16 protein-coding genes are annotated in these 18,523 nt (G+C 35.8%); 10 read left to right on the forward strand and 6 right to left on the reverse strand.

What is annotated here, in order from left to right; all coding sequences use genetic code 11:
- The 3 genes from ACTB0X_RS06150 (at position 1) to ACTB0X_RS06160 (ending at position 4,552) form a co-directional block, all read left to right on the forward strand.
- Positions 1 to 1,830 carry a PBP1 and LysM peptidoglycan-binding domain-containing protein gene (locus tag ACTB0X_RS06150; protein ID WP_463024111.1) on the forward strand — a complete coding sequence of 610 codons (1,830 nt, stop codon included), beginning with the start codon at positions 1 to 3 and terminating at the stop codon, positions 1,828 to 1,830.
- A gap of 192 nt (positions 1,831 to 2,022) precedes the next feature.
- Positions 2,023 to 3,555, forward strand: a complete 1,533-nt coding sequence (locus ACTB0X_RS06155) for a T9SS type A sorting domain-containing protein (protein WP_463024112.1) — start codon at positions 2,023 to 2,025, stop codon at positions 3,553 to 3,555.
- 106 nt (positions 3,556 to 3,661) lie between these two features.
- Positions 3,662 to 4,552, forward strand: a complete 891-nt coding sequence (locus ACTB0X_RS06160) for a T9SS type A sorting domain-containing protein (protein WP_463024113.1) — start codon at positions 3,662 to 3,664, stop codon at positions 4,550 to 4,552.
- Between the two features lie 108 nt (positions 4,553 to 4,660).
- Here ACTB0X_RS06160 and lolA1 read toward each other — a convergent pair whose 3' ends face one another.
- From lolA1 to ACTB0X_RS06185, 5 genes are all read right to left on the reverse strand, one after another.
- Complete coding sequence (gene lolA1 / locus ACTB0X_RS06165) at positions 4,661 to 5,308, reverse strand: outer membrane lipoprotein periplasmic chaperone LolA1 (protein WP_463024114.1); 648 nt, start codon at positions 5,306 to 5,308, stop codon at positions 4,661 to 4,663.
- Between the two features lie 21 nt (positions 5,309 to 5,329).
- Positions 5,330 to 7,873: an FtsK/SpoIIIE family DNA translocase gene (locus tag ACTB0X_RS06170; protein ID WP_463024115.1), complete on the reverse strand. Its 2,544-nt coding sequence runs from the start codon at positions 7,871 to 7,873 to the stop codon at positions 5,330 to 5,332.
- 124 nt (positions 7,874 to 7,997) lie between these two features.
- Complete coding sequence (locus ACTB0X_RS06175) at positions 7,998 to 8,681, reverse strand: hypothetical protein (protein WP_463024116.1); 684 nt, start codon at positions 8,679 to 8,681, stop codon at positions 7,998 to 8,000.
- Positions 8,682 to 8,696: 15 nt separating this feature from the next.
- Positions 8,697 to 9,470, reverse strand: a complete 774-nt coding sequence (locus tag ACTB0X_RS06180) for an enoyl-CoA hydratase/isomerase family protein (protein WP_463024117.1) — start codon at positions 9,468 to 9,470, stop codon at positions 8,697 to 8,699.
- A 125-nt stretch (positions 9,471 to 9,595) separates the two neighbouring features.
- The gene (locus tag ACTB0X_RS06185; RefSeq protein WP_463024118.1) at positions 9,596 to 10,996 is read right to left on the reverse strand and encodes a type III PLP-dependent enzyme domain-containing protein; all 1,401 of its coding nucleotides are present in this window, start codon (positions 10,994 to 10,996) and stop codon (positions 9,596 to 9,598) included.
- Between the two features lie 185 nt (positions 10,997 to 11,181).
- Between ACTB0X_RS06185 and ACTB0X_RS06190 the strand changes: the two genes are divergently transcribed.
- The 4 genes from ACTB0X_RS06190 to ACTB0X_RS06205 all read left to right on the forward strand — a co-directional run bounded on the left by ACTB0X_RS06190 (position 11,182) and on the right by ACTB0X_RS06205 (position 16,237).
- Complete coding sequence (locus ACTB0X_RS06190) at positions 11,182 to 12,138, forward strand: arginase (RefSeq protein WP_463024119.1); 957 nt, start codon at positions 11,182 to 11,184, stop codon at positions 12,136 to 12,138.
- 3 nt (positions 12,139 to 12,141) lie between these two features.
- Positions 12,142 to 13,923: an arginine--tRNA ligase gene (gene argS, locus ACTB0X_RS06195; RefSeq protein WP_463024120.1), complete on the forward strand. Its 1,782-nt coding sequence runs from the start codon at positions 12,142 to 12,144 to the stop codon at positions 13,921 to 13,923.
- A gap of 73 nt (positions 13,924 to 13,996) precedes the next feature.
- Complete coding sequence (gene ffh / locus ACTB0X_RS06200) at positions 13,997 to 15,337, forward strand: signal recognition particle protein (protein WP_463024121.1); 1,341 nt, start codon at positions 13,997 to 13,999, stop codon at positions 15,335 to 15,337.
- A gap of 21 nt (positions 15,338 to 15,358) precedes the next feature.
- Positions 15,359 to 16,237, forward strand: a complete 879-nt coding sequence (locus ACTB0X_RS06205; protein ID WP_463024122.1) for a bifunctional 5,10-methylenetetrahydrofolate dehydrogenase/5,10-methenyltetrahydrofolate cyclohydrolase — start codon at positions 15,359 to 15,361, stop codon at positions 16,235 to 16,237.
- A gap of 114 nt (positions 16,238 to 16,351) precedes the next feature.
- On the opposite strand, the gene ACTB0X_RS06210 is transcribed toward ACTB0X_RS06205, so the two are convergent.
- The gene (locus tag ACTB0X_RS06210; protein ID WP_463024123.1) at positions 16,352 to 16,723 is read right to left on the reverse strand and encodes a hemerythrin domain-containing protein; all 372 of its coding nucleotides are present in this window, start codon (positions 16,721 to 16,723) and stop codon (positions 16,352 to 16,354) included.
- 86 nt (positions 16,724 to 16,809) lie between these two features.
- Between ACTB0X_RS06210 and ACTB0X_RS06215 the strand changes: the two genes are divergently transcribed.
- The 3 genes from ACTB0X_RS06215 to ACTB0X_RS06225 form a co-directional block, all read left to right on the forward strand.
- The gene (locus tag ACTB0X_RS06215; protein WP_463024124.1) at positions 16,810 to 17,493 is read left to right on the forward strand and encodes a Crp/Fnr family transcriptional regulator; all 684 of its coding nucleotides are present in this window, start codon (positions 16,810 to 16,812) and stop codon (positions 17,491 to 17,493) included.
- The gene (locus tag ACTB0X_RS06220; RefSeq protein ID WP_463024125.1) at positions 17,490 to 17,696 is read left to right on the forward strand and encodes a thioredoxin domain-containing protein; all 207 of its coding nucleotides are present in this window, start codon (positions 17,490 to 17,492) and stop codon (positions 17,694 to 17,696) included. Before ACTB0X_RS06215 ends, ACTB0X_RS06220 begins: the two co-directional genes overlap by 4 nt.
- A 154-nt stretch (positions 17,697 to 17,850) precedes the next feature.
- On the forward strand, positions 17,851 to 18,523 hold a 673-nt coding region (locus ACTB0X_RS06225), incomplete at its 3' end, for a PKD domain-containing protein (protein ID WP_463024126.1).

Consider the following 18,523-nt stretch of genomic DNA (forward strand, 5'->3'; position numbering starts at 1 on the left):
ATGAAGAGTAAGATGAGATTAGCTTTCCTATTGATTTTAGGTTTTTTGGTATTGACACCGACTATGGTTTCGGCTCAAGATGCGGCACCTAATTTAGAGGTTCATAAGATTAACGGAAAGGAGTATTACATTCATACCATTGAAGCAGGCAATACTTTGTATGCCGTTTCTAGAATGTATGCCATTCCGCTTAAAGATTTATTGAAAGCGAATCCATCTGCGGCAGATGGTTATGCTATTGGCGATCGTATTTTAATTCCTTTGAAAGAAGTCAAACGAAAAGACTTCACCCAAACTGTTGAGGTAGATGGCAATTATTTGATCCATAAAGTAGAAAAGAAGAATACATTGTATGCCATTAGTAAGGAGTATGATGTTGATCAAAAGGACATCATAGCCGAAAATCCTCAAGTAATGGATGGATTGAAGGAAGGCATGGAAATTAGAATTCCGGTTGCTAAAATCAAGAAGACAGAAGAGAAGCAATTGTATGTTCCTGCTAGAGAGAATATTTGGCAAACACATACGGTAGTAGCTAAAGAAACGGTTTATTCTTTATCCAAGAAGTACCAGGTTTCCATTGATTCAATTTTATCTGTGAATAATGGATTAGTAGGCGGATTGAGAGTAGGAGAGTCGGTGAATATTCCGATTTTCAAGATTGTTGAATCGGATACAGATACTGCATTTATTCCAGCTCCTGTTTTTGATAGCACTTCGATAAAACCAGCTTACAAAGTGGCCTTGATGCTTCCATTTTTTCTGAAAGAGAATAAAGTGGCCTTAGAAACAGAAAACATTACCGCTTCTGATATTTTTGGAATGTCAGGTTATGCATTGGAGTTTTACGAAGGTTTTTTATTGGCGATAGATTCATTGAAGAATGAGGGGTTGAATTTAAAGTTAATGGTTTACGATACGGAGAATGATACTGCAGTTACTGCAGCTATTCTAAAAAAGCCGGAATTAAAAACCGTGGATCTGATCGTTGGCCCCATGTATTTTAAAAACTTTGTCTTAGCAGCTGATTTTGCAAAGAAAAATAAAATCAATATTGTAACACCGGTAAAACAGAGCAATAAAATCCTGTTAGGGAATTCATATGTAAGTAAGGTGGCAACAAGCAGTCCGTTATTGGTGAAGCGATTTGCAGAGTATTGCCACAGTAATTGGAGTAAAAACAACATTATTCTTATCAACCACCAAGGAGAAGAGGATGATGCGACCATTCAAACTTTTTTGAAGAGCTATAAAAAGAGCATGTTGGACAGCAAGGATTCTACCATGCAGTCGGTTCCAAATGAGTTGATCTATGGAGATAAGTCGTTCTCGAATTTGAAGAACAACTTGAATGAGTTGAAAATGAATGTAATTTACATTCCTTCAGAGAATCAAGCGTTCATTACTGCCTTGATTAGTTCATTGCATGAGGTAAAAGGCGATTATAAATTTACGTTGGTGTTCAATGAGAATATTTTAAATTATGACAACTTAGAGGTAAAGAGTTTACATGATTTAAATGTGCATGCATTGACCTCTGAATTTGTTGATCCTGAAGCGAAAGAAGTGAAAGTGTTCAAAGAACAATTTTTCAATAGAAATAAACACCTGCCGAGTAAGTTTAGCTATTTGGGTTACGATGTAGGTTATTTCTATTTGAGTCTGTTAAATCAGTTTGGAGTGAACTATGAAGTGATGTTTATGGGGTACAACAAAGAGATGTTGATGATGAACTTCAATTTCTTTAAAACTGGAATAGAAAGCGGCTATGAAAACCACAGTGTTTTCCTATTGAAGTACGAAGATTACAAACTGAAGAAGGTGTTTTAATACCACGATTGATCATATTTAAAAGCCATCATTTTGTAGAAATGATGGCTTTTTTTTTGTGGCTTATGTGTTTTTTATTTGGCCAAATGTTAAAATTCTTATGGGTATTTGATAATTCTTTATCTTAGTAAACGAAATTAGTTCAGTTAATTGAATTTAAACTAACCGTTCCAACTACTCAAAGACCCACTAATGAAAATTACATTGAAACAATTACTATTTATTTTATTCATTTATTCAGGAATGAAGGTTGAGCTTATGGCTCAATCTTCATTTTCTATTGACTCCTCTTTTACCCCCTTTTTAGACTTTACTCAGAGTTACCTTTCAACAGGTGGTAGGGTTTTTGATTTATGGGAGGATCCTAAAAATGGAAATATTTATGTGGTTGGAGATTTTAATCAACAGCACAATGGGAAATTTTTTAAAGGTAATGTCTGTTACACTCCATCCGGTTCACTCTGCCCCAATTATGAAGGGGTGGTTGGTACTGATTTAAAGCAAGTATATCCCATTAATGATACTTCTTTAATACTGATTAAGGAATTTTTCATCCGCCACAGTGACTTTAATGGTTCTCCATTAAAGCCAAACTTGTATTCCAACTTACGGGAAAGTGTACCTTGTATGCATGGTGCTAAACCATATTTCTACAAAGATGGATCGGCTTTGGTTGCGAATAGCCATGGCTCTCATGATTGGAGTTGTTTGCCCATATATAATGGAGATACCTTGTATAAACAGTATATCATAAAAGTAGATCCCGAAGGAATCTATGATTCCACATTTCAACATTCGATGAATTATACGCCAACTGGTTTTATTCCTTACGATAGCAATCGGATCTTTGTGTTTGGGTTGAATCATAAATTTACCCAATATGATGGTCATACAGTCAATGGCCTTTGTCGGATCTTTTTAAATGGAGACATTGATACTACCTTTGAAAATCCAATCGTGCCAGGAAATAATAATTACAGTATACTTCCTACAGGAGAAAGTGGGAAATTCTTTATTCTAGGAGGTGTCATCCATTTGAAAGATCATCCTGGCAAAACCACTACGCTTGCGCGGTTTAATTCAGATGGCTCATTAGATACTACTTTTATGAACTTTAATGGTGCAGAAGATACTACGGCTAATCCATACTTGGGAGTAGGAGTTGTCACCGAAACAGAGGATAATGGTTATTTGGTTGTAGGGGAATTTTCTATATATCAAGGATATGTTAAAAACGGAATTGTGAAATTAGATTCAACGGGAAAACTAGAGCCTCAATACTTCAATAATTTCATCGGGCCAGACAGCTCAATTGTAAAGTGGGGGACTGCAAGTATTATCAATATAGAAAAGTCGATCAATGGCGGGTATTATATTTATGGTGATTTTAAATATTGGGATGGAAAACCTTCCCAGCCAATTATAAGAATTCATGGAATGAGTGTAGGACTAGATGAGAAAAAACAAAGTGCTAAAACCCAATTACTACAAGCAGTTTATCCCAATCCTACGAATTCAATGGTAAATTTGGTATGGTTGCCCAATCAACAGATCAATCAAGTCAAAGTAATCAATATTCAAGGTCGAGTGATCCAAAGTATTAATCAAAACTTAAATCAATCTGGTATTTATCAGATCAATTTAGAAAATGAAAATAATGGCATCTATTTCCTAAAAGTGTTTGGGGAAGAGGGTGTAGAGGTTAAGAAAATTGTAAAGCAGTAGTTAGATTTTCTTTTCCTAATTAACCGTATTAGGGAACATACTATATATTATTGTTCTATGCATTTTTTAAAGAAAAAAATAAAATCAAACAATTAAATTGAAACCTATGAAAAAAATATTACTCTTTAACACTTTTGTATTTATTTGTATAATAGTGTCTGCTCAAAATTACTCACAGGTAGGTGCTATCGGGCATTATAACTTACGAAGTACTGTTGCACCTAACGATAGGTCTTATGCAACGTTAGAAACAGTTAGTGATACTGTAATAAACAACTTTCCGTGTAAAAAATTAATAGAAATTCATTATAATTTGAATGGTAGTGTTGGAGGAAAAGCCGCTCACTTTATTCAAAATTTAGGCTCGCAAGTCTTTTTCTTTTATAAGGATAGTGCCTTTAATTGGGTAAGAGACACACTTTATGATTTTAGCTTAACTAAGGGAGAATCTTATACATTTTATCAAGACCGAAATCAGCCAGTAACTGTTTCCGTAGACTCTGTTAGTAGTATGACAATAAACGGAGTTTCTCGTACGGTGCAACATTTAAGCAGTAGCAGCGTCGGTGTCTATTTAGAGGATAGAGCAGTAGAAGGTTTGGGCGCTTTATTCTTCTTTATGCCCTGGTCTGATTTAGATCCCAGAGGAGGATTAAGGTGTTATCAAGATTCCACCATTGGGTTTTATCGAAATCTAACAGCAGATAGTTGTGATTTTATAAGTGTAGGATTGGAGGAATTGAAATTTAATTTGAGCAATGTTTCAATTTATCCCAACCCTACTAGCTCGAATTTAAATATAGCGTGGATGCCTAATCAACAGATCATTCAAATCCAACTAATCGATATTCAAGGTCGGGTGATCCAAAGTTTTAATCAAGACTTAAATCAATCAAATAGTTATCAGATCAATTTAGAAAATGTAAATATTGGCATCTATTTCCTAAAAGTATTTAGTGAGGTTGGAATTGAAACTAAAAAACTTATAAAGAATTAGTGATCGGGAATTTACTTTGAATATAATAATTTCATAGATGACATTTCTCCCACAAAAAAAAGCGACAACCATCAAGTTGTCGCTTTTGTATTTTAATGTTGTTCAGTCTTATCTTAAGTCGATTACTTCAACTTCAGGATGCTTCGCTGTGTTGAACACAAACTTTGCATCAGGAATCTCTTTGTTCACTTCAAAAGAAGTGATGGTGTAAATGTAGTTGGAACCATCTTTTCCTTTCAATTCAATCTTAGTGACTTCGTTTTTTACTTTGTCTACATATAGCAGAGCAGAGTGGTATGGCTTTTCATCCGCTTTTTCAGGGAATAACTTTACCACTTGGATGGCTCTGCTATTTTCTGTAATATCTTTGTCGTACTTGTACTTAAATCCATCTTCATAAATGGTTAAGATTTTAGACGGGTTTAATGATTCTTCGCCTTCAAGCGTAGCATCATCTATTTGTACTTCCTCTGCATCTGCGATGTATGTCCATTTTGTTTTTCCATCAGAAATTACATTCTGACCCGCAATATTCAGGTTATACTTTTCACCTTTAGAAATTAAACTTCCCTCTTGCTTTTCGCTGATATCTGCCGTTGGGTTATTCAGCTCATACATAAATGTGGCTGAAATGGTTTTAAAGGTTTTTGCCTTTGCACTTAACTTATCTAAAACTGCTTTGGCTTTTACATCTTGCTGAGAAAATGCAGTTTGAGTACCAAACAGAATCAATCCTATTATCAATAATTTTTTCATAATCGAGGTTTCTATATTTATTTAATCCATGTTATTCAAATACTGTTCCAAAGTTGCTTCATCTTGGATTAATACTTGTCTTGCCTTACTTCCCTCGAAGGGGCCAATGATTCCTGCGGCCTCTAATTGATCTACTATTCGGCCTGCTCTATTGTATCCTAGTTTTAATCTTCTTTGTAGTAAAGATGCTGATCCTTGTTGATGTTGCACAATAATTCGCGCCGCGTCTTCAAATAAAGCATCTCTGTCTGATAAATCCACATCTCCTGCTGCTCCACCACCATTTTCATCTACGTATTCAGGCAGCAAAAAGGCGTCTGGGTATGCTCGTTGGTTTCCAATAAACTCGGTTAGTAATTCCACTTCTGGTGTGTCAATAAACGCACATTGCAGTCGAATTAAATCACTACCGTTAGATAATAACATATCACCTCGTCCTATCAATTGTTCCGCACCACCAGAATCTAGAATGGTTCTTGAGTCAATTCCTGAGGTTACTCTAAACGCTATTCGAGCAGGAAAGTTTGCTTTGATACTACCAGTAATAATATTAGTAGATGGACGCTGAGTTGCAATGATCAAGTGGATTCCAATTGCTCGAGCCAACTGCGCAATCCGAGCTATCGGTTGTTCTACTTCTTTACCCGCTGTCATAATTAAATCGGCAAACTCATCAATTACCACCACGATGTACGGCAAATATTTGTGTCCTTTCTCAGGACTTAATTTACGTTTGATGAATTTGGTGTTGTATTCTTTGATGTTTCTTACAAAAGCTGTTTTCAGTAATTCGTAACGAGTATCCATTTCGATACACAACGAATTCAAAGTAGCAATTACTTTCTGGTTGTCCGTAATAATTGCATCTTCTGTATCAGGTAGTTTAGCTAAAAAGTGACGTTCAATTTTATTGAATAGCGTCAATTCTACTTTCTTTGGATCGACCAATACAAACTTCAGTTGTGCAGGATGCTTTTTGTACAATAAAGAGGCAAGCACTGCATTAAGTCCAACAGATTTTCCTTGTCCAGTGGCACCGGCCATTAACAAGTGAGGCATTTTTGCCAAGTCGAATACAAAAGTTTCGTTAGAAATGGTTTTACCCATTACTACAGGTAGTTCATATTTACTGCTTTGAAATTTCTCAGAAGCAATAACAGATCGCATCGATACAATGTCAGGATTCTGATTAGGCACTTCAATACCAATTGTTCCTCGTCCGGGAATCGGAGCAATGATTCGAATTCCCAAAGCAGCTAAACTTAAGGCAATGTCATCTTCTAAGTTTTTAATCTTAGAAATACGAACTCCAGGCGCTGGCACTATTTCGTATAAGGTTACTGTTGGTCCAACAGTCGCCTTAATGCTGTCAATTTTTATATTGTAATTTTCTAACGTCTTTACAATTCTGTTTTTATTGGCCTCTAATTCTTCTTTGTCCACTTTAATCGAACCGCTACCATATTCCTTTAGCAAGTCAATTGGTGGAGTTTTGTAATTGGGCAAGTCCAATGTTGGGTCATATTCACCAAATTCTGCCACTCGGCTGTCTAGCTCATCATCCGATAATTCATCGTCTTCTATCGGTTCTTCTATTTCTAATCCAACTTCTTCTTCCTTCGCTTGCGGAGCGGCTTCTTCTTCAGGAATGGCGACTTCAAATGAAAAGTTTTTGTCTTCTTCTTTCGCTACTTCTGGTTCAGGCTTTTCTTCTTCGGCAGGAGCTTCTTCTTTAGAAAGTTCAATAGTTTCGTCTTCCTTCATCGTCGGCATCATTTCTTCTTCCGAATATTCATCTTCTATCTCCATTTCAGCTTGCGCTTCTTCTTCAGCTGCACGAATGATATTTTCTCGATTGCCATTTTCTTGAAGGTCAATTTCCTCTTCAGTTGCCACCTTTTCATCTGCAGATTTTTTAAATAACCCTGCAAATGACATATTGAATGAAATCGTTAGAAATGCCAAAAAGGAGAAAATGATAAAGAAGCCGGTTCCTACAAACCCAATGATGCTTTGCAACCATTGGTTGATTTGATAACCAAATCCACCTCCTAAAAAGAACAAGGATTGATTGAAGAAATAGCTCATCAATAGAGAAGTGAATATGACTCCGAAAAAGGAGATTCTGAATGATCTTCTGATTGGAAGAAGGGATATTTTAAAAAGTATTTTAAATCCAACTAAAAAGGTGAGTAATACAAATAAGAAAGAGGCAATTCCAAACCATTTATAAATGAATAAGTGAGCGGCAGCAGCTCCAAATTTACCCAACCAGTTTTCTGCTACTATTTCAGGATTCCATAAAAACTCTCCAATAGAGAGTTCTAGTTTGCTCTGATCTGCTTCCCAGGTGAACAAAAAGGAAGAGAAGGCCACCAATAGGAATGCGGAAAGGAGGATAAATAATAATCCAACTACATTCTTTGTTCGTTCATCTTTAATAAAGGTACTGATGGAATTGAAAGACTTCTTTGGACCGGAAAAGCGCTTCCCTTTTTTCTCTTTGGGTTGCTTTTCTTCTTTCGTACTCTCGGGTTGTTCAGTTTTAAATTGATTCTTCGCCATTCTTTATATTCTCAATCTTCAAATGTAAGAAATCGCATTGCAATTTGACAATACATTTGTGGTTTTGAAATGAGGTAAATTGAGTGTGTATGATGTTGGTTGTGTATGTTTTGATTCAAATGGGCTATTGCACACTTTGAAAAATAGTTTCAATCTGATTTTTCAATTCGTCAGGAGTGATGACTGCGTACTCTTCACCAATCTCAAAATCGCTAGTGTCGATCTTTTTTTTGTGTATTGTTTCGGCAGTAAATTCCATGATAATGCCAAAATTTTCGACGGTGTATTTTAACATGATTCCTGGTATCTCAGCGAATGGAGTTCCTGAATTGGGGTTTGAGCTTCCAATTTCATCTGTATAGTAAATGGTGTATTTTTTTCCATTGGTATCCAATGAGAATTCTGCTTTATGGCATAAAAACCCAAGGATGGAATCCTGTTCGTCTATAAAATGAATACTGAGGTTGGAAAATTTTGGATTTAATCGGTCAAAAGTGCCATCCGTATAAGTGGATTGGTATTTTTTGTTCAACATTTTTACAGTCTGTGAAAGCTGATTGTTTTTAAGATCGTTGATGTAGGCCGATTTGAAAAGACCCATTGCCGCTGAAATTTCACTTTTAGATTTTTCTTTCGTGAAAGTGTAGTTCATTTCCTTTGGCATCATGTCATACATTAAACCGTTGGTATCTTCTTCAGGATAGTATATGGAGTAAATAATCTCTCCTTCGTTGAGGTCATTGCTAGATTCATCGCATCCCCAGAGGATAGAGACGAATAGTAAAAGAAGAAAAGAAAAGTACTTCATGTATTTTATACTGCCTTACCATGTAATTTTTTCTTTGTTTAGAAATGCAGCAATTCCGCTCTTGCAATCGTTTGTTTCTCTGGCTTTCGCATTCTGTGCTGCTGCCAATGTAAGACCTTCAGAAATACTCATGTGTTGCACATCTGAGATTAGCTTTTTGGTCATTTCCATTGATTGTGAAGAATTTTCTAAACAAAGCTTCTGAGCAAATATAAAAACTTTTTCATCTATTTCGACTAATGGTGAAATATAATTGACTAAACCAAAATTGTGGGCGACAGAACTATCGATTAAATGTCCTGACAGCAGTAGCTCTTTAGATTTTGCTTCTCCTATTTTTCTCAATAAAAAGATACTAACAATGGCAGGGATAAATCCAATTTTCACCTCAGTATAGCCAAATTTTACATCAGGAACTGAAAAAACAAAGTCGCAAGCAGTTGCTAATCCACATCCCCCTGCAATGGCATGGCCTTCAACTTGTGCTATCACTATCTTTTTTAAGGAATAGATGAGTTGAAATAATTCCATTAAAGCCGTTGAGTCGGCTAAGTTTTCTTCATAACTATTGGATTGAAGGGTTTTGAGGTATGCTAAATCAGCTCCTGCACAAAATGCGTCACCATTCGCTTTCAGAACAATAACTTTTACATCTTCATTTTTTTCTGCAGATCTAAATGTTTCTTTCAATTCTTCTACAAATTGCGCATTCAGCGCATTTCTTTTATCAGGTCGGTTTAGAATAATGTAGCCAACTCTTTCTTTGATTTCAAATTCTACAAACTCCATTTTGATCTATTTTTTCTAAACTAAATATACTTTAATCACTCTTAAATTAGAGGGAGATAAATTATCTATTTGTCACACTGAGCATTTCGACTGAGCTCAATACAGGCTTTAGTCGAAGTGAACCATTAATAATACCCCAGCGACTTTAACATTGATTTGTGACTTTGTTCTTTCGAAAAAAGGCGAGTAGTTATATTGCCATCTGCATCTTTGTCAATCACAACGTGCTTCGGAGATGGAATGAGGCAATGTTTAATTCCTCCAAATCCGCTCAATGCTTCTTGATATGCTCCGGTATTGAAAAATCCTATATATAAAGGAGCGACTTTTGGGTCATCGTTATATTTGGGCAAGAACACTTGGTTCTCATGAGCTTCAGAGTTGTAATAATCCAAACTGTCACAAGTTAATCCACCTAAATTTACACGCTGATGCGGAACATCCCAATGGTTGATCGCCATCATGATGTACTTTTGATTAATTCCCCAGATGTCAGGTAAGGTGGTGATAAAAGAACTGTCAATCATATACCAACGTTCAGTATCGTTTTGTTTTTTCTCATCTATAATAGAGTAGATTGACGCACCACTTTCTCCTACGGTAAAAGACCCAAATTCTGTAAAAATGTTTGGCTCTTCAATCTGATGTTTTACGCAGAATTCTTTGATCTGATTGATTATTTCTTCAATCATGTATTCGTAATCGTATTCAAATCCAAGAGAGTTTTTTATAGGTAAACCACCCCCAATGTTTAAGGAATCCAACTCAGGGCAAACTTTCTTCAATTCACCATATACCTGCAAACATTTTAATAATTCACTCCAATAATAGGAGGTATCTTTTATGCCCGTATTTATAAAAAAGTGAAGCATCTTTAAATCGAAGCGCTCATCGTCTTTAATTTGGTCCAAATAGAAATTTTTGATGTCCTTATAACGAATACCCAATCTAGAAGTATAAAACTCAAAAGAAGGCTCCTCTTCAGAAGCGATTCGAATTCCAATGTTGCACTTTCCTTTTACATGTTCTTTGTAATAATCCAGTTCTTTCATATTGTCCAAAACTGGTAAAACATTGTATTTTTCATCAATTAACTTGACGATGTTTTCTAAATACAACGTTCGCTTGTAACCGTTGCACACAATGTATCTATCTTTCGATAAGTTGCCTTCTCTGTTTAATTCGTTGATAATTTCAATGTCATAAGCAGATGAGGTTTCTAAATGTGTATCGTGTTTTAATACTTCATTCAATACAAAAGAAAAATGCGAACTTTTAGTGCAATAACAATAAGTGTATTTACCTTTGTAATTGCTTTTAGCCATAGCAACATTGAACCACCTTTTAGCTTTGTTGATTTGAGAACCTATTTTTGGTAAATAAGTCAATTTTAGAGGAGTTCCATATTGCTTAATGACATCAGTTAGGCAGATGTCATGGAAATAAAGTTCATTATCGATCACTTCGAATCCTTCTTGAGGGAAGTCAAACGTCTGTTCGATAAGGTTTTTGTATGTATTGTTCATGTGTTTAAAAATGTAACTAAGTTACTTTATGATTTAATATCTAATGTAATGCAGTTGGGTAATAAACTTAATTCTGTTATAATGGAAGTAAAGTTAGCAACAAATCTATAGTTGAGTCAGAATTGAGGCAATTAATAATTCAGATTTAACTAAAATATAATTTAGAATAACTTGATTTTAAAAATATGGAGAAAATAAGATTACTGGAAATGAAATCCGAAATTGCTGCCGGTACACGCGGTTCAAGCATGGGGATAGATGCCTTAAGAATTGCCTCTCTAAATAAAAAAAGCAATTATTTCTCGCATTATCCCATTTATAAAATTGCAGATCGAAACGATTTGCTTTGGGCAGAAAACCCAACCCCTTTTGGAATCCGAATCGATGGGTTAGTCGAAGTTTATCAAAATGTATGTAATGCGGTTTGTGAAACTATTATGAATCAAGAGTTCCCAATTGTATTGTCAGCAGATCATGGTAGTGCAGGTGGAACCATTGCAGGTATTAAAAAAGCTTATCCCAATAAAACACTAGGCGTAATCTGGATTGATGCACATGGGGACTTACACTCACCATATACATCGCCTACTGGCAATATGCATGGAATGCCTTTGGCTACAGCTCTAGGTGTAGATAATGACGAATGCAAAATTAACGAGATAAAGGAAACGACTTTAATAAAGTGGAATGAGCTAAAGTCCATTGGAGGGATGTCGCCAAAAATAACACCGGAGAATTTAATATTCTTTGGTGTAAGAGATACCGAAGCTCCGGAAGATTTCTTGATGAAAAAACACAACATTAAAAATTTTACTGTCGCAGAAACAAGGAAAAAGGGAGTGGAGAATTCTGTAAATGAAGCACTAGCTCAATTGGCTAATTGTGACATTTTGTATATTTCTTTTGATGTTGATTCTATGGATCCAGACGAAGTAAGTTATGGTACAGGAACGCCTGTTAAAAATGGCTATAGGCCGGATGAAGTTCAAACAATGATTAATGCCATGTTAGAAAGTAAAAAAGTTGTGACTTTTGAAATGGTAGAAATCAACCCGACACTTGATAATAAGTGTAATAAAATGGCAGAAACTGCATTTGACATTTTAGAAGAAACGACTCGAATTATAGCGAAAAAACAATAGCAATTGAAGACAATCGAAGAAATTTTATACCAAGGCGCTCAAGCGGCGATAAAAGCATTATACAATGTTGAAGCAAATAATCAGCTGATTCAACTACAAAAAACTCGAAAAGATTTTGATGGAGACATTACTCTAGTGGTATTTCCTTTATTAAGGACATCTAAAAAGTCGCCAGAACAAACCGCAGAAGATTTGGGGTTTTGGATGACTCAAAATGTGGAAGAAGTGTGTGGGTTTAATGTGGTAAAAGGTTTTTTAAACCTTGAAGTTTACACTGAATATTGGACTCAATTTCTAACTTCTGCTTTGGGCACGACTAATTTTGGATTTGCAGCACCAAAGTCTGCAAGTCCAATAATGGTAGAGTATTCTTCTCCGAATACCAATAAGCCGCTTCACCTGGGACACTTAAGAAATAATTTCTTGGGATATTCGGTGAGTGAGATTTTAAAAGCAAATGGACATGAGGTAACAAAAGTTCAGATTGTCAATGATAGAGGAATACATATTTGCAAGTCGATGGTGGCTTGGGAGAAATATGGGAAGGGAGAAACACCTGAATCTACCGGATTGAAGGGGGACAAGCTAGTAGGTAATTATTATGTAAAATTTGATCAAGTATATAAGGTCCAAATTGCCGAATTAGTGGCAAAAGGCATCGAAGAGGATGAAGCGAAGAAACAAGCTTCTATTATGGTTGAGGCTCAAGATATGTTGGTAAAGTGGGAGAATAATGACTCTGCTGTTCGCACACTATGGGAAAAGATGAATGGTTGGGTGTACGATGGTTTTACTAGTACATACAAAACAATGGGAGTAGATTTTGATAAATTATATTACGAATCAGATACCTATCTTTCTGGGAAAGAAGAAGTGTTGAAAGCCTTGAAAGAAGGGAAATTATATCAAAAAGATAATGGATCCATCTGGATTGATTTAACCAATCAAGGATTAGATAATAAATTGCTGTTGAGAGGAGATGGAACTTCTGTATACATGACTCAGGATATTGGAACGGCAATCATTCGCCACAAAGAATACAATTGTGAGGAATATATTTATGTAGTAGGTAATGAACAAGATTATCATTTTCAAGTATTAGCGAAAGTGTTACAAGAGTTTGGATTTGATTGGGCAAAAGGGATTCAACACCTTTCATACGGGATGGTAGATTTACCCACTGGAAAGATGAAAAGTAGAGAAGGTACAGTGGTAGATGCCGATGATTTGATGTTGGAGATGAAAACAACAGCTCAAGATATTTCAGAGGAACTGGGTAAGTTGGAAGGATTAGCTGCTGAAGAAAAGGACGTTCTTTTTCATAAAATTGGAATGGGTGCCTTGAAATATTACATTTTGAAAGTGGATCCTAAAAAACGGATGTTGTTTAATCCGAAGGAGTCTGTTGATTTTGCTGGGAACACTGGGCCATTTATTCAATATACCTATGCAAGAATTCAGTCTATTCTACGAAAAGCTGACATGAATGGAATTGATTTTGATTCTAGCGTTAAGTTGAATTTGTCTGAAAAAGAGGTGGTGAAATTGATTCACGATTATCCAGAGGCGATTCGATTGGCAGGGGAAACACATAGCCCAGCGATAGTGGCCAATTATATTTATGAATTGGTGAAAGTGTATAATTCATTTTATCAAAATGTATCCATTTTCAATGAAGAAGAGGAAGCACTTCGATTGATGAGAATCCAACTGTCGAAAATGGTGGGAGACATCATTAAGAGAAGTATGAGCCTGCTTGGAATTGAAGTTCCAGAGCAGATGTAATGGATGTAGAAATAGATTTTACAAACGTTTACAGAATTGTTAATTTTGCAACTTATAATAAAGAAGAAAACCAATGTTTGATAATTTATCGGATAAGCTCGACAGAGCCTTTAAAGTCCTAAAAGGACAAGGGCAAATTTCAGAAGTTAACGTAGCAGAGACTTCTAAGGAAATTAGAAGAGCCCTCTTAGATGCGGATGTTAACTATAAAATCGCAAAACAATTTGCAGACAGTGTTAGAGACAAAGCGCTTGGGCAAGATGTATTGAGCTCGGTTTCTCCAGGCCAATTGTTTACCAAAATCACCCATGATGAATTGGCTTCGTTGATGGGAGGAGAGAGTGCTGAGATCAACTTGAAAGGCAGTCCGGCTGTTATTTTGATTGCTGGTTTGCAAGGTTCCGGTAAAACGACTTTTTCAGGAAAATTATCAAACTATTTAAAGAATAAAAAAGGCAAAAACCCAATGCTTGTTGCAGCCGATGTTTATCGTCCTGCGGCGATAGATCAATTGCATGTTTTGGGAGGCCAAATTGGAATTGAAGTTTATTCCGACAAGGAAAATAAAAATCCTGTTGAGATTGCAAAAGCAGGGGTTAATCATGCAAAAAGCAAAGGATATGATGTAGTGATTATCGATACTGCTGGACGATTGGCGGTGGATGAGCAAATGATGAATGAGATTGCAGCTGTAAAACAAGCCATAAAACCATCAGAGATATTGTTTGTTGTGGATTCCATGACAGGGCAAGATGCAGTAAATACAGCAAAAGCATTTAATGAGCGATTAGATTTTGATGGTGTTGTATTGACCAAATTAGATGGTGATACAAGAGGTGGAGCTGCTTTATCAATTCGTTCCGTTGTTGACAAACCCATCAAGTTTGTCGGTACAGGAGAAAAGATGGAAGCATTAGACGTTTTCTATCCAAAACGAATGGCCGACAGGATTTTGGGAATGGGTGATGTTGTTTCTTTAGTAGAACGCGCGCAGGAACAGTACGATGAGGAGAAAGCTAGAAAGCTACATAAGAAAATTGCCAAAAATCAGTTCGACTTTAACGACTTCTTGGATCAAATTGGTCAAATCAAGAAGATGGGAAATATGAAGGACTTGATGGGAATGATTCCTGGAGTAGGGAAAGCAATGAAAAATATGGATATTGATGATGACGCTTTTAAGCACATTGAAGCCATGATACATTCCATGACACCACAAGAAAGAGAGCAACCAAAATTGATTGACGGAAGTCGAAGAAAACGAATAGCGGAAGGTAGTGGAACTTCAGTGCAAGAGCTGAATAAATTACTAAAGCAATTTGACGAGACGAGTAAGATGATGCGCATGATGGGCAATAAACAGAATATGGCTAAGATGATGCGTAATATGCCAAAAATGCCGGGAAAACCATAATCAATCTATAAGTAGAATACGATGCAATTAATTGACGGAAAGAAAATAGCAACAGAAATTAAAGACGAGGTAGCTGCAGAAATAGCTATTTTGAAAGAAAAAGGCGCGAAAGTGCCTCATTTGGTTGCGGTGTTAGTAGGCAGTAATGGAGCTAGTATCACTTACGTTAATGCAAAAATAGAAGCTTGTAAAAAAGTAGGAATGCATTCCACCATCGTTCGATTGAATGATACTGCCTCTGAAAAAGAATTATTAGAAGAAGTGGATAAGCTGAATGCTGATGATGATGTTGACGGATTTATTGTTCAATTGCCATTGCCAAAACACATCAGTGAGAAGAAAGTGACTGAAGCGATTTCTCCCAAAAAAGATGTGGATGGTTTTCATCCATCTAATATTGGTAAAATGATGTTGAATCTACCAACATTTTTGCCGGCAACACCTTATGGAATTCTGCAATTAATAGAACGATACAATATTGAAACCAATGGCAAGCATTGCGTTGTTGTTGGTCGAAGTGCTATTGTTGGATCACCTGTTGCCAATTTAATGTCCCGAAATTCTTATCCTGGAAACTGCACCGTAACGCTAACTCACAGTCGAACCGTGAATCTGGCTGAAATTACAAGAACAGCTGATATTTTAATTGTGGCATTAGGTAAACCAGAATTTGTGACCGCTGATATGGTCAAAGAAGGTGTAGTAATTTTTGATGTTGGGATTACCAGAAAAGCAGACAGTTCTAAAAAGTCAGGCTATAAATTATATGGAGACGTTAAATTCGATGAGGTTTCTAAGAAAGCTTCATTTATCACACCAGTTCCAGGTGGAGTAGGGCCAATGACAATTGTTTCATTATTGAAAAATACAATTTTGGCGGCCAAAGGGAAGGAGGCTTAGTTGCTTCTCAATTGGTCAATTGAATAATTGTATCATGTAACAATTGATTTATTGTTGTACAGAAATTGCGCGATTAGTCAATTTGGCCTCTAGATCTCAATTAATAAAGACAACTTACCCCGCTATAAAGCCATTGATTTGTTCTTCAGAAAATCGGTTTCTTACTTTTTCAAAATACACGTGTTCTTCATTTCTGATGTGTTTTTTGATCAACAGTCCCATTACATTTAAGATCTCCAATGCCTGTGTAGCATTATCAGCTTCATCTAATTGATTGCATAACTCAATAATGGCAGTATGTTCTTCCCTTAATTCTTCTGTCAATTGGTCTAAACTGCGAGAAACACCGGATGTTTTTTGAAAGAATTTTTCTTGAACCTTAAAGTTCTCAATGATTGAGTTGATTTCGATTCCAGCTAAATCTTTGGATTCTATTAGTCTAAGGTGTTTGTGATGTTCTTGAAAAAGGGTGTTTAGCTGATTCATATCTAACGTTTATTTAATGTTAAATATACAATAATGTTGTTTCAAAATAGGCTTATGCGTACTTTTAATTAGAAATAATACAATTAATGGCAGCATCAGAATCAAAACTGTGGTACTTAGAGCAGATAAATTTATTTAAGAATTTGTCTGAAGTTGAAATGGCTGAAATTGATCAGCGAGCCATTATGAAATCAGCCGAAAAAAATCAATTTATTTATTTTCCTGAAGAGCCATCTAAAGTGATCTACTTTTTGAAGCGAGGCAGGGTTAAAATTGGTTCCTATTCCTCGGAAGGAAAAGAAATCCTAAAAACAGTGCTTTATCCTGGAGAGGTATTTGGCGAAATGGGTGTTCTTGGAGAATCAAAAAGAACAGACTTTGCTATTGCAATGGATAAAGATACTCGACTCTGTACTTTAAGTATAGAAGAAATGAGAGAAATTATGAGTGGTAACTCTGATCTAAGCCTAGAGGTTACTAAAATGATCGGGGAGAAGTTGAGAAAGGTGGAGCTGAAGTTAGAGTCAGTTATATTTAAAGATGCCCGAACTCGTGTGATTGATTTGATAAAAGAAATGGGAGAATCTTATGGAGTGAAAGTTGGTGAAGAAACCTTGATCAAACATAATTTGACTCATCAAGACATCGCTAACCTCACGGCAACTTCTCGTCAAACTGTAACAACGGTGCTAAATGAGCTAAAAGAGCAAGACTTGATTTATATGGAAAGAAACCGCTTTTTAGTTCGAAACTTAACCGCATTAAAATGAAGCGAATTTTATATATCGGTAACAATTGCCATCAATGTCAAGAAGTGATTGATTTTTTAGATGAATCAATTATTTCATACACTGTAATTAATATTGATGAACAAAAGGAGTTGCCACCAGTTCCATTATTTGTATTTCCTGCACTTTTTGAGAATAATGTTTTAGTGGGATATGGCATAGATATCATTTCAAAGTTCAAATGAGTACTTGATACTTTAAGTATTTTTCATAAAATAATAGGTGGCTATTCTTCTTATATTGAGCGATTTGTTTCAGCTAGTTTGATTTTTTCTCATTCCTACCCAACTATATTTAATGCGTTGGCGTAATCTATCAAACAAACTAAAAATTTATATTATGAAAAAGTTTACTTATTTAATTGCCTTTTTATTTACCGCTGCATTTAGCAGTGTGCAGGCACAAAATTGTCAAGCAGAGTTCCAATATTGGACGAATGGAATGACAGTACAATTTATGGATTCGTCTTACAGTACCACCATGAATCATTACCCTAGTTGGGATTTTGGTGATGGACAAGGTTCTAATTTGCAAAGTCCAAGTCATACTTATAGCCAAGCTGGAACTTATACAGTTTGTCTTATGATAGTTGATTCATTATGTGGAGATACAATTTGCAAGCCAGTAGTGGTAACTAATCCAAACAGTGCTTGTAGTGCAAGCTATACAATTGTTAAGGATACTGCTTCTCAATTCGGAGTATTTTTATACAACACTTCATCAAATTTAAGTTCACATGTTTACACTTGGGATTTTGGTGATGGAAACTTTGGTTCAGGAAGAACACCTTCTCATCAGTATGCAAGTTTCGGTTCTTATGTAGTTTGTTTACAAATTACAGATACCTTAATGAATTGTATCTCTTACTTCTGCGATACAGTAGGTATGGATTCATTGGGTAACTTGAAGTCTGCTGCAGGATTTTCAATTACTGTTAAAGACCCAACTTTAGTTGGAATTGAGAAAAATGCTTCACTTGAAGAAGTGTCGGTTTACCCTAATCCAGCTGTAA

The organism is Acidiluteibacter sp. (assembly GCF_055129545.1).

Excerpts from the sequence above, each read along its gene's own strand:
- ACTB0X_RS06150 (WP_463024111.1), top strand. The coding sequence starts at position 1 with ATGAAGAGTAAGATGAGATTAGCTTTCCTATTGATTTTAGGTTTTTTG.
- ACTB0X_RS06155 (WP_463024112.1), top strand. The coding sequence starts at position 2,023 with ATGAAAATTACATTGAAACAATTACTATTTATTTTATTCATTTATTCA.
- ACTB0X_RS06160 (WP_463024113.1), top strand. The coding sequence starts at position 3,662 with ATGAAAAAAATATTACTCTTTAACACTTTTGTATTTATTTGTATAATA.
- lolA1 (WP_463024114.1), bottom strand. The coding sequence starts at position 5,308 with ATGAAAAAATTATTGATAATAGGATTGATTCTGTTTGGTACTCAAACT.
- ACTB0X_RS06170 (WP_463024115.1), bottom strand. The coding sequence starts at position 7,873 with ATGGCGAAGAATCAATTTAAAACTGAACAACCCGAGAGTACGAAAGAA.
- ACTB0X_RS06175 (WP_463024116.1), bottom strand. The coding sequence starts at position 8,681 with ATGAAGTACTTTTCTTTTCTTCTTTTACTATTCGTCTCTATCCTCTGG.
- ACTB0X_RS06180 (WP_463024117.1), bottom strand. The coding sequence starts at position 9,470 with ATGGAGTTTGTAGAATTTGAAATCAAAGAAAGAGTTGGCTACATTATT.
- ACTB0X_RS06185 (WP_463024118.1), bottom strand. The coding sequence starts at position 10,996 with ATGAACAATACATACAAAAACCTTATCGAACAGACGTTTGACTTCCCT.
- ACTB0X_RS06190 (WP_463024119.1), top strand. The coding sequence starts at position 11,182 with ATGGAGAAAATAAGATTACTGGAAATGAAATCCGAAATTGCTGCCGGT.
- ffh (WP_463024121.1), top strand. The coding sequence starts at position 13,997 with ATGTTTGATAATTTATCGGATAAGCTCGACAGAGCCTTTAAAGTCCTA.
- ACTB0X_RS06205 (WP_463024122.1), top strand. The coding sequence starts at position 15,359 with ATGCAATTAATTGACGGAAAGAAAATAGCAACAGAAATTAAAGACGAG.
- ACTB0X_RS06210 (WP_463024123.1), bottom strand. The coding sequence starts at position 16,723 with ATGAATCAGCTAAACACCCTTTTTCAAGAACATCACAAACACCTTAGA.
- ACTB0X_RS06215 (WP_463024124.1), top strand. The coding sequence starts at position 16,810 with ATGGCAGCATCAGAATCAAAACTGTGGTACTTAGAGCAGATAAATTTA.
- ACTB0X_RS06220 (WP_463024125.1), top strand. The coding sequence starts at position 17,490 with ATGAAGCGAATTTTATATATCGGTAACAATTGCCATCAATGTCAAGAA.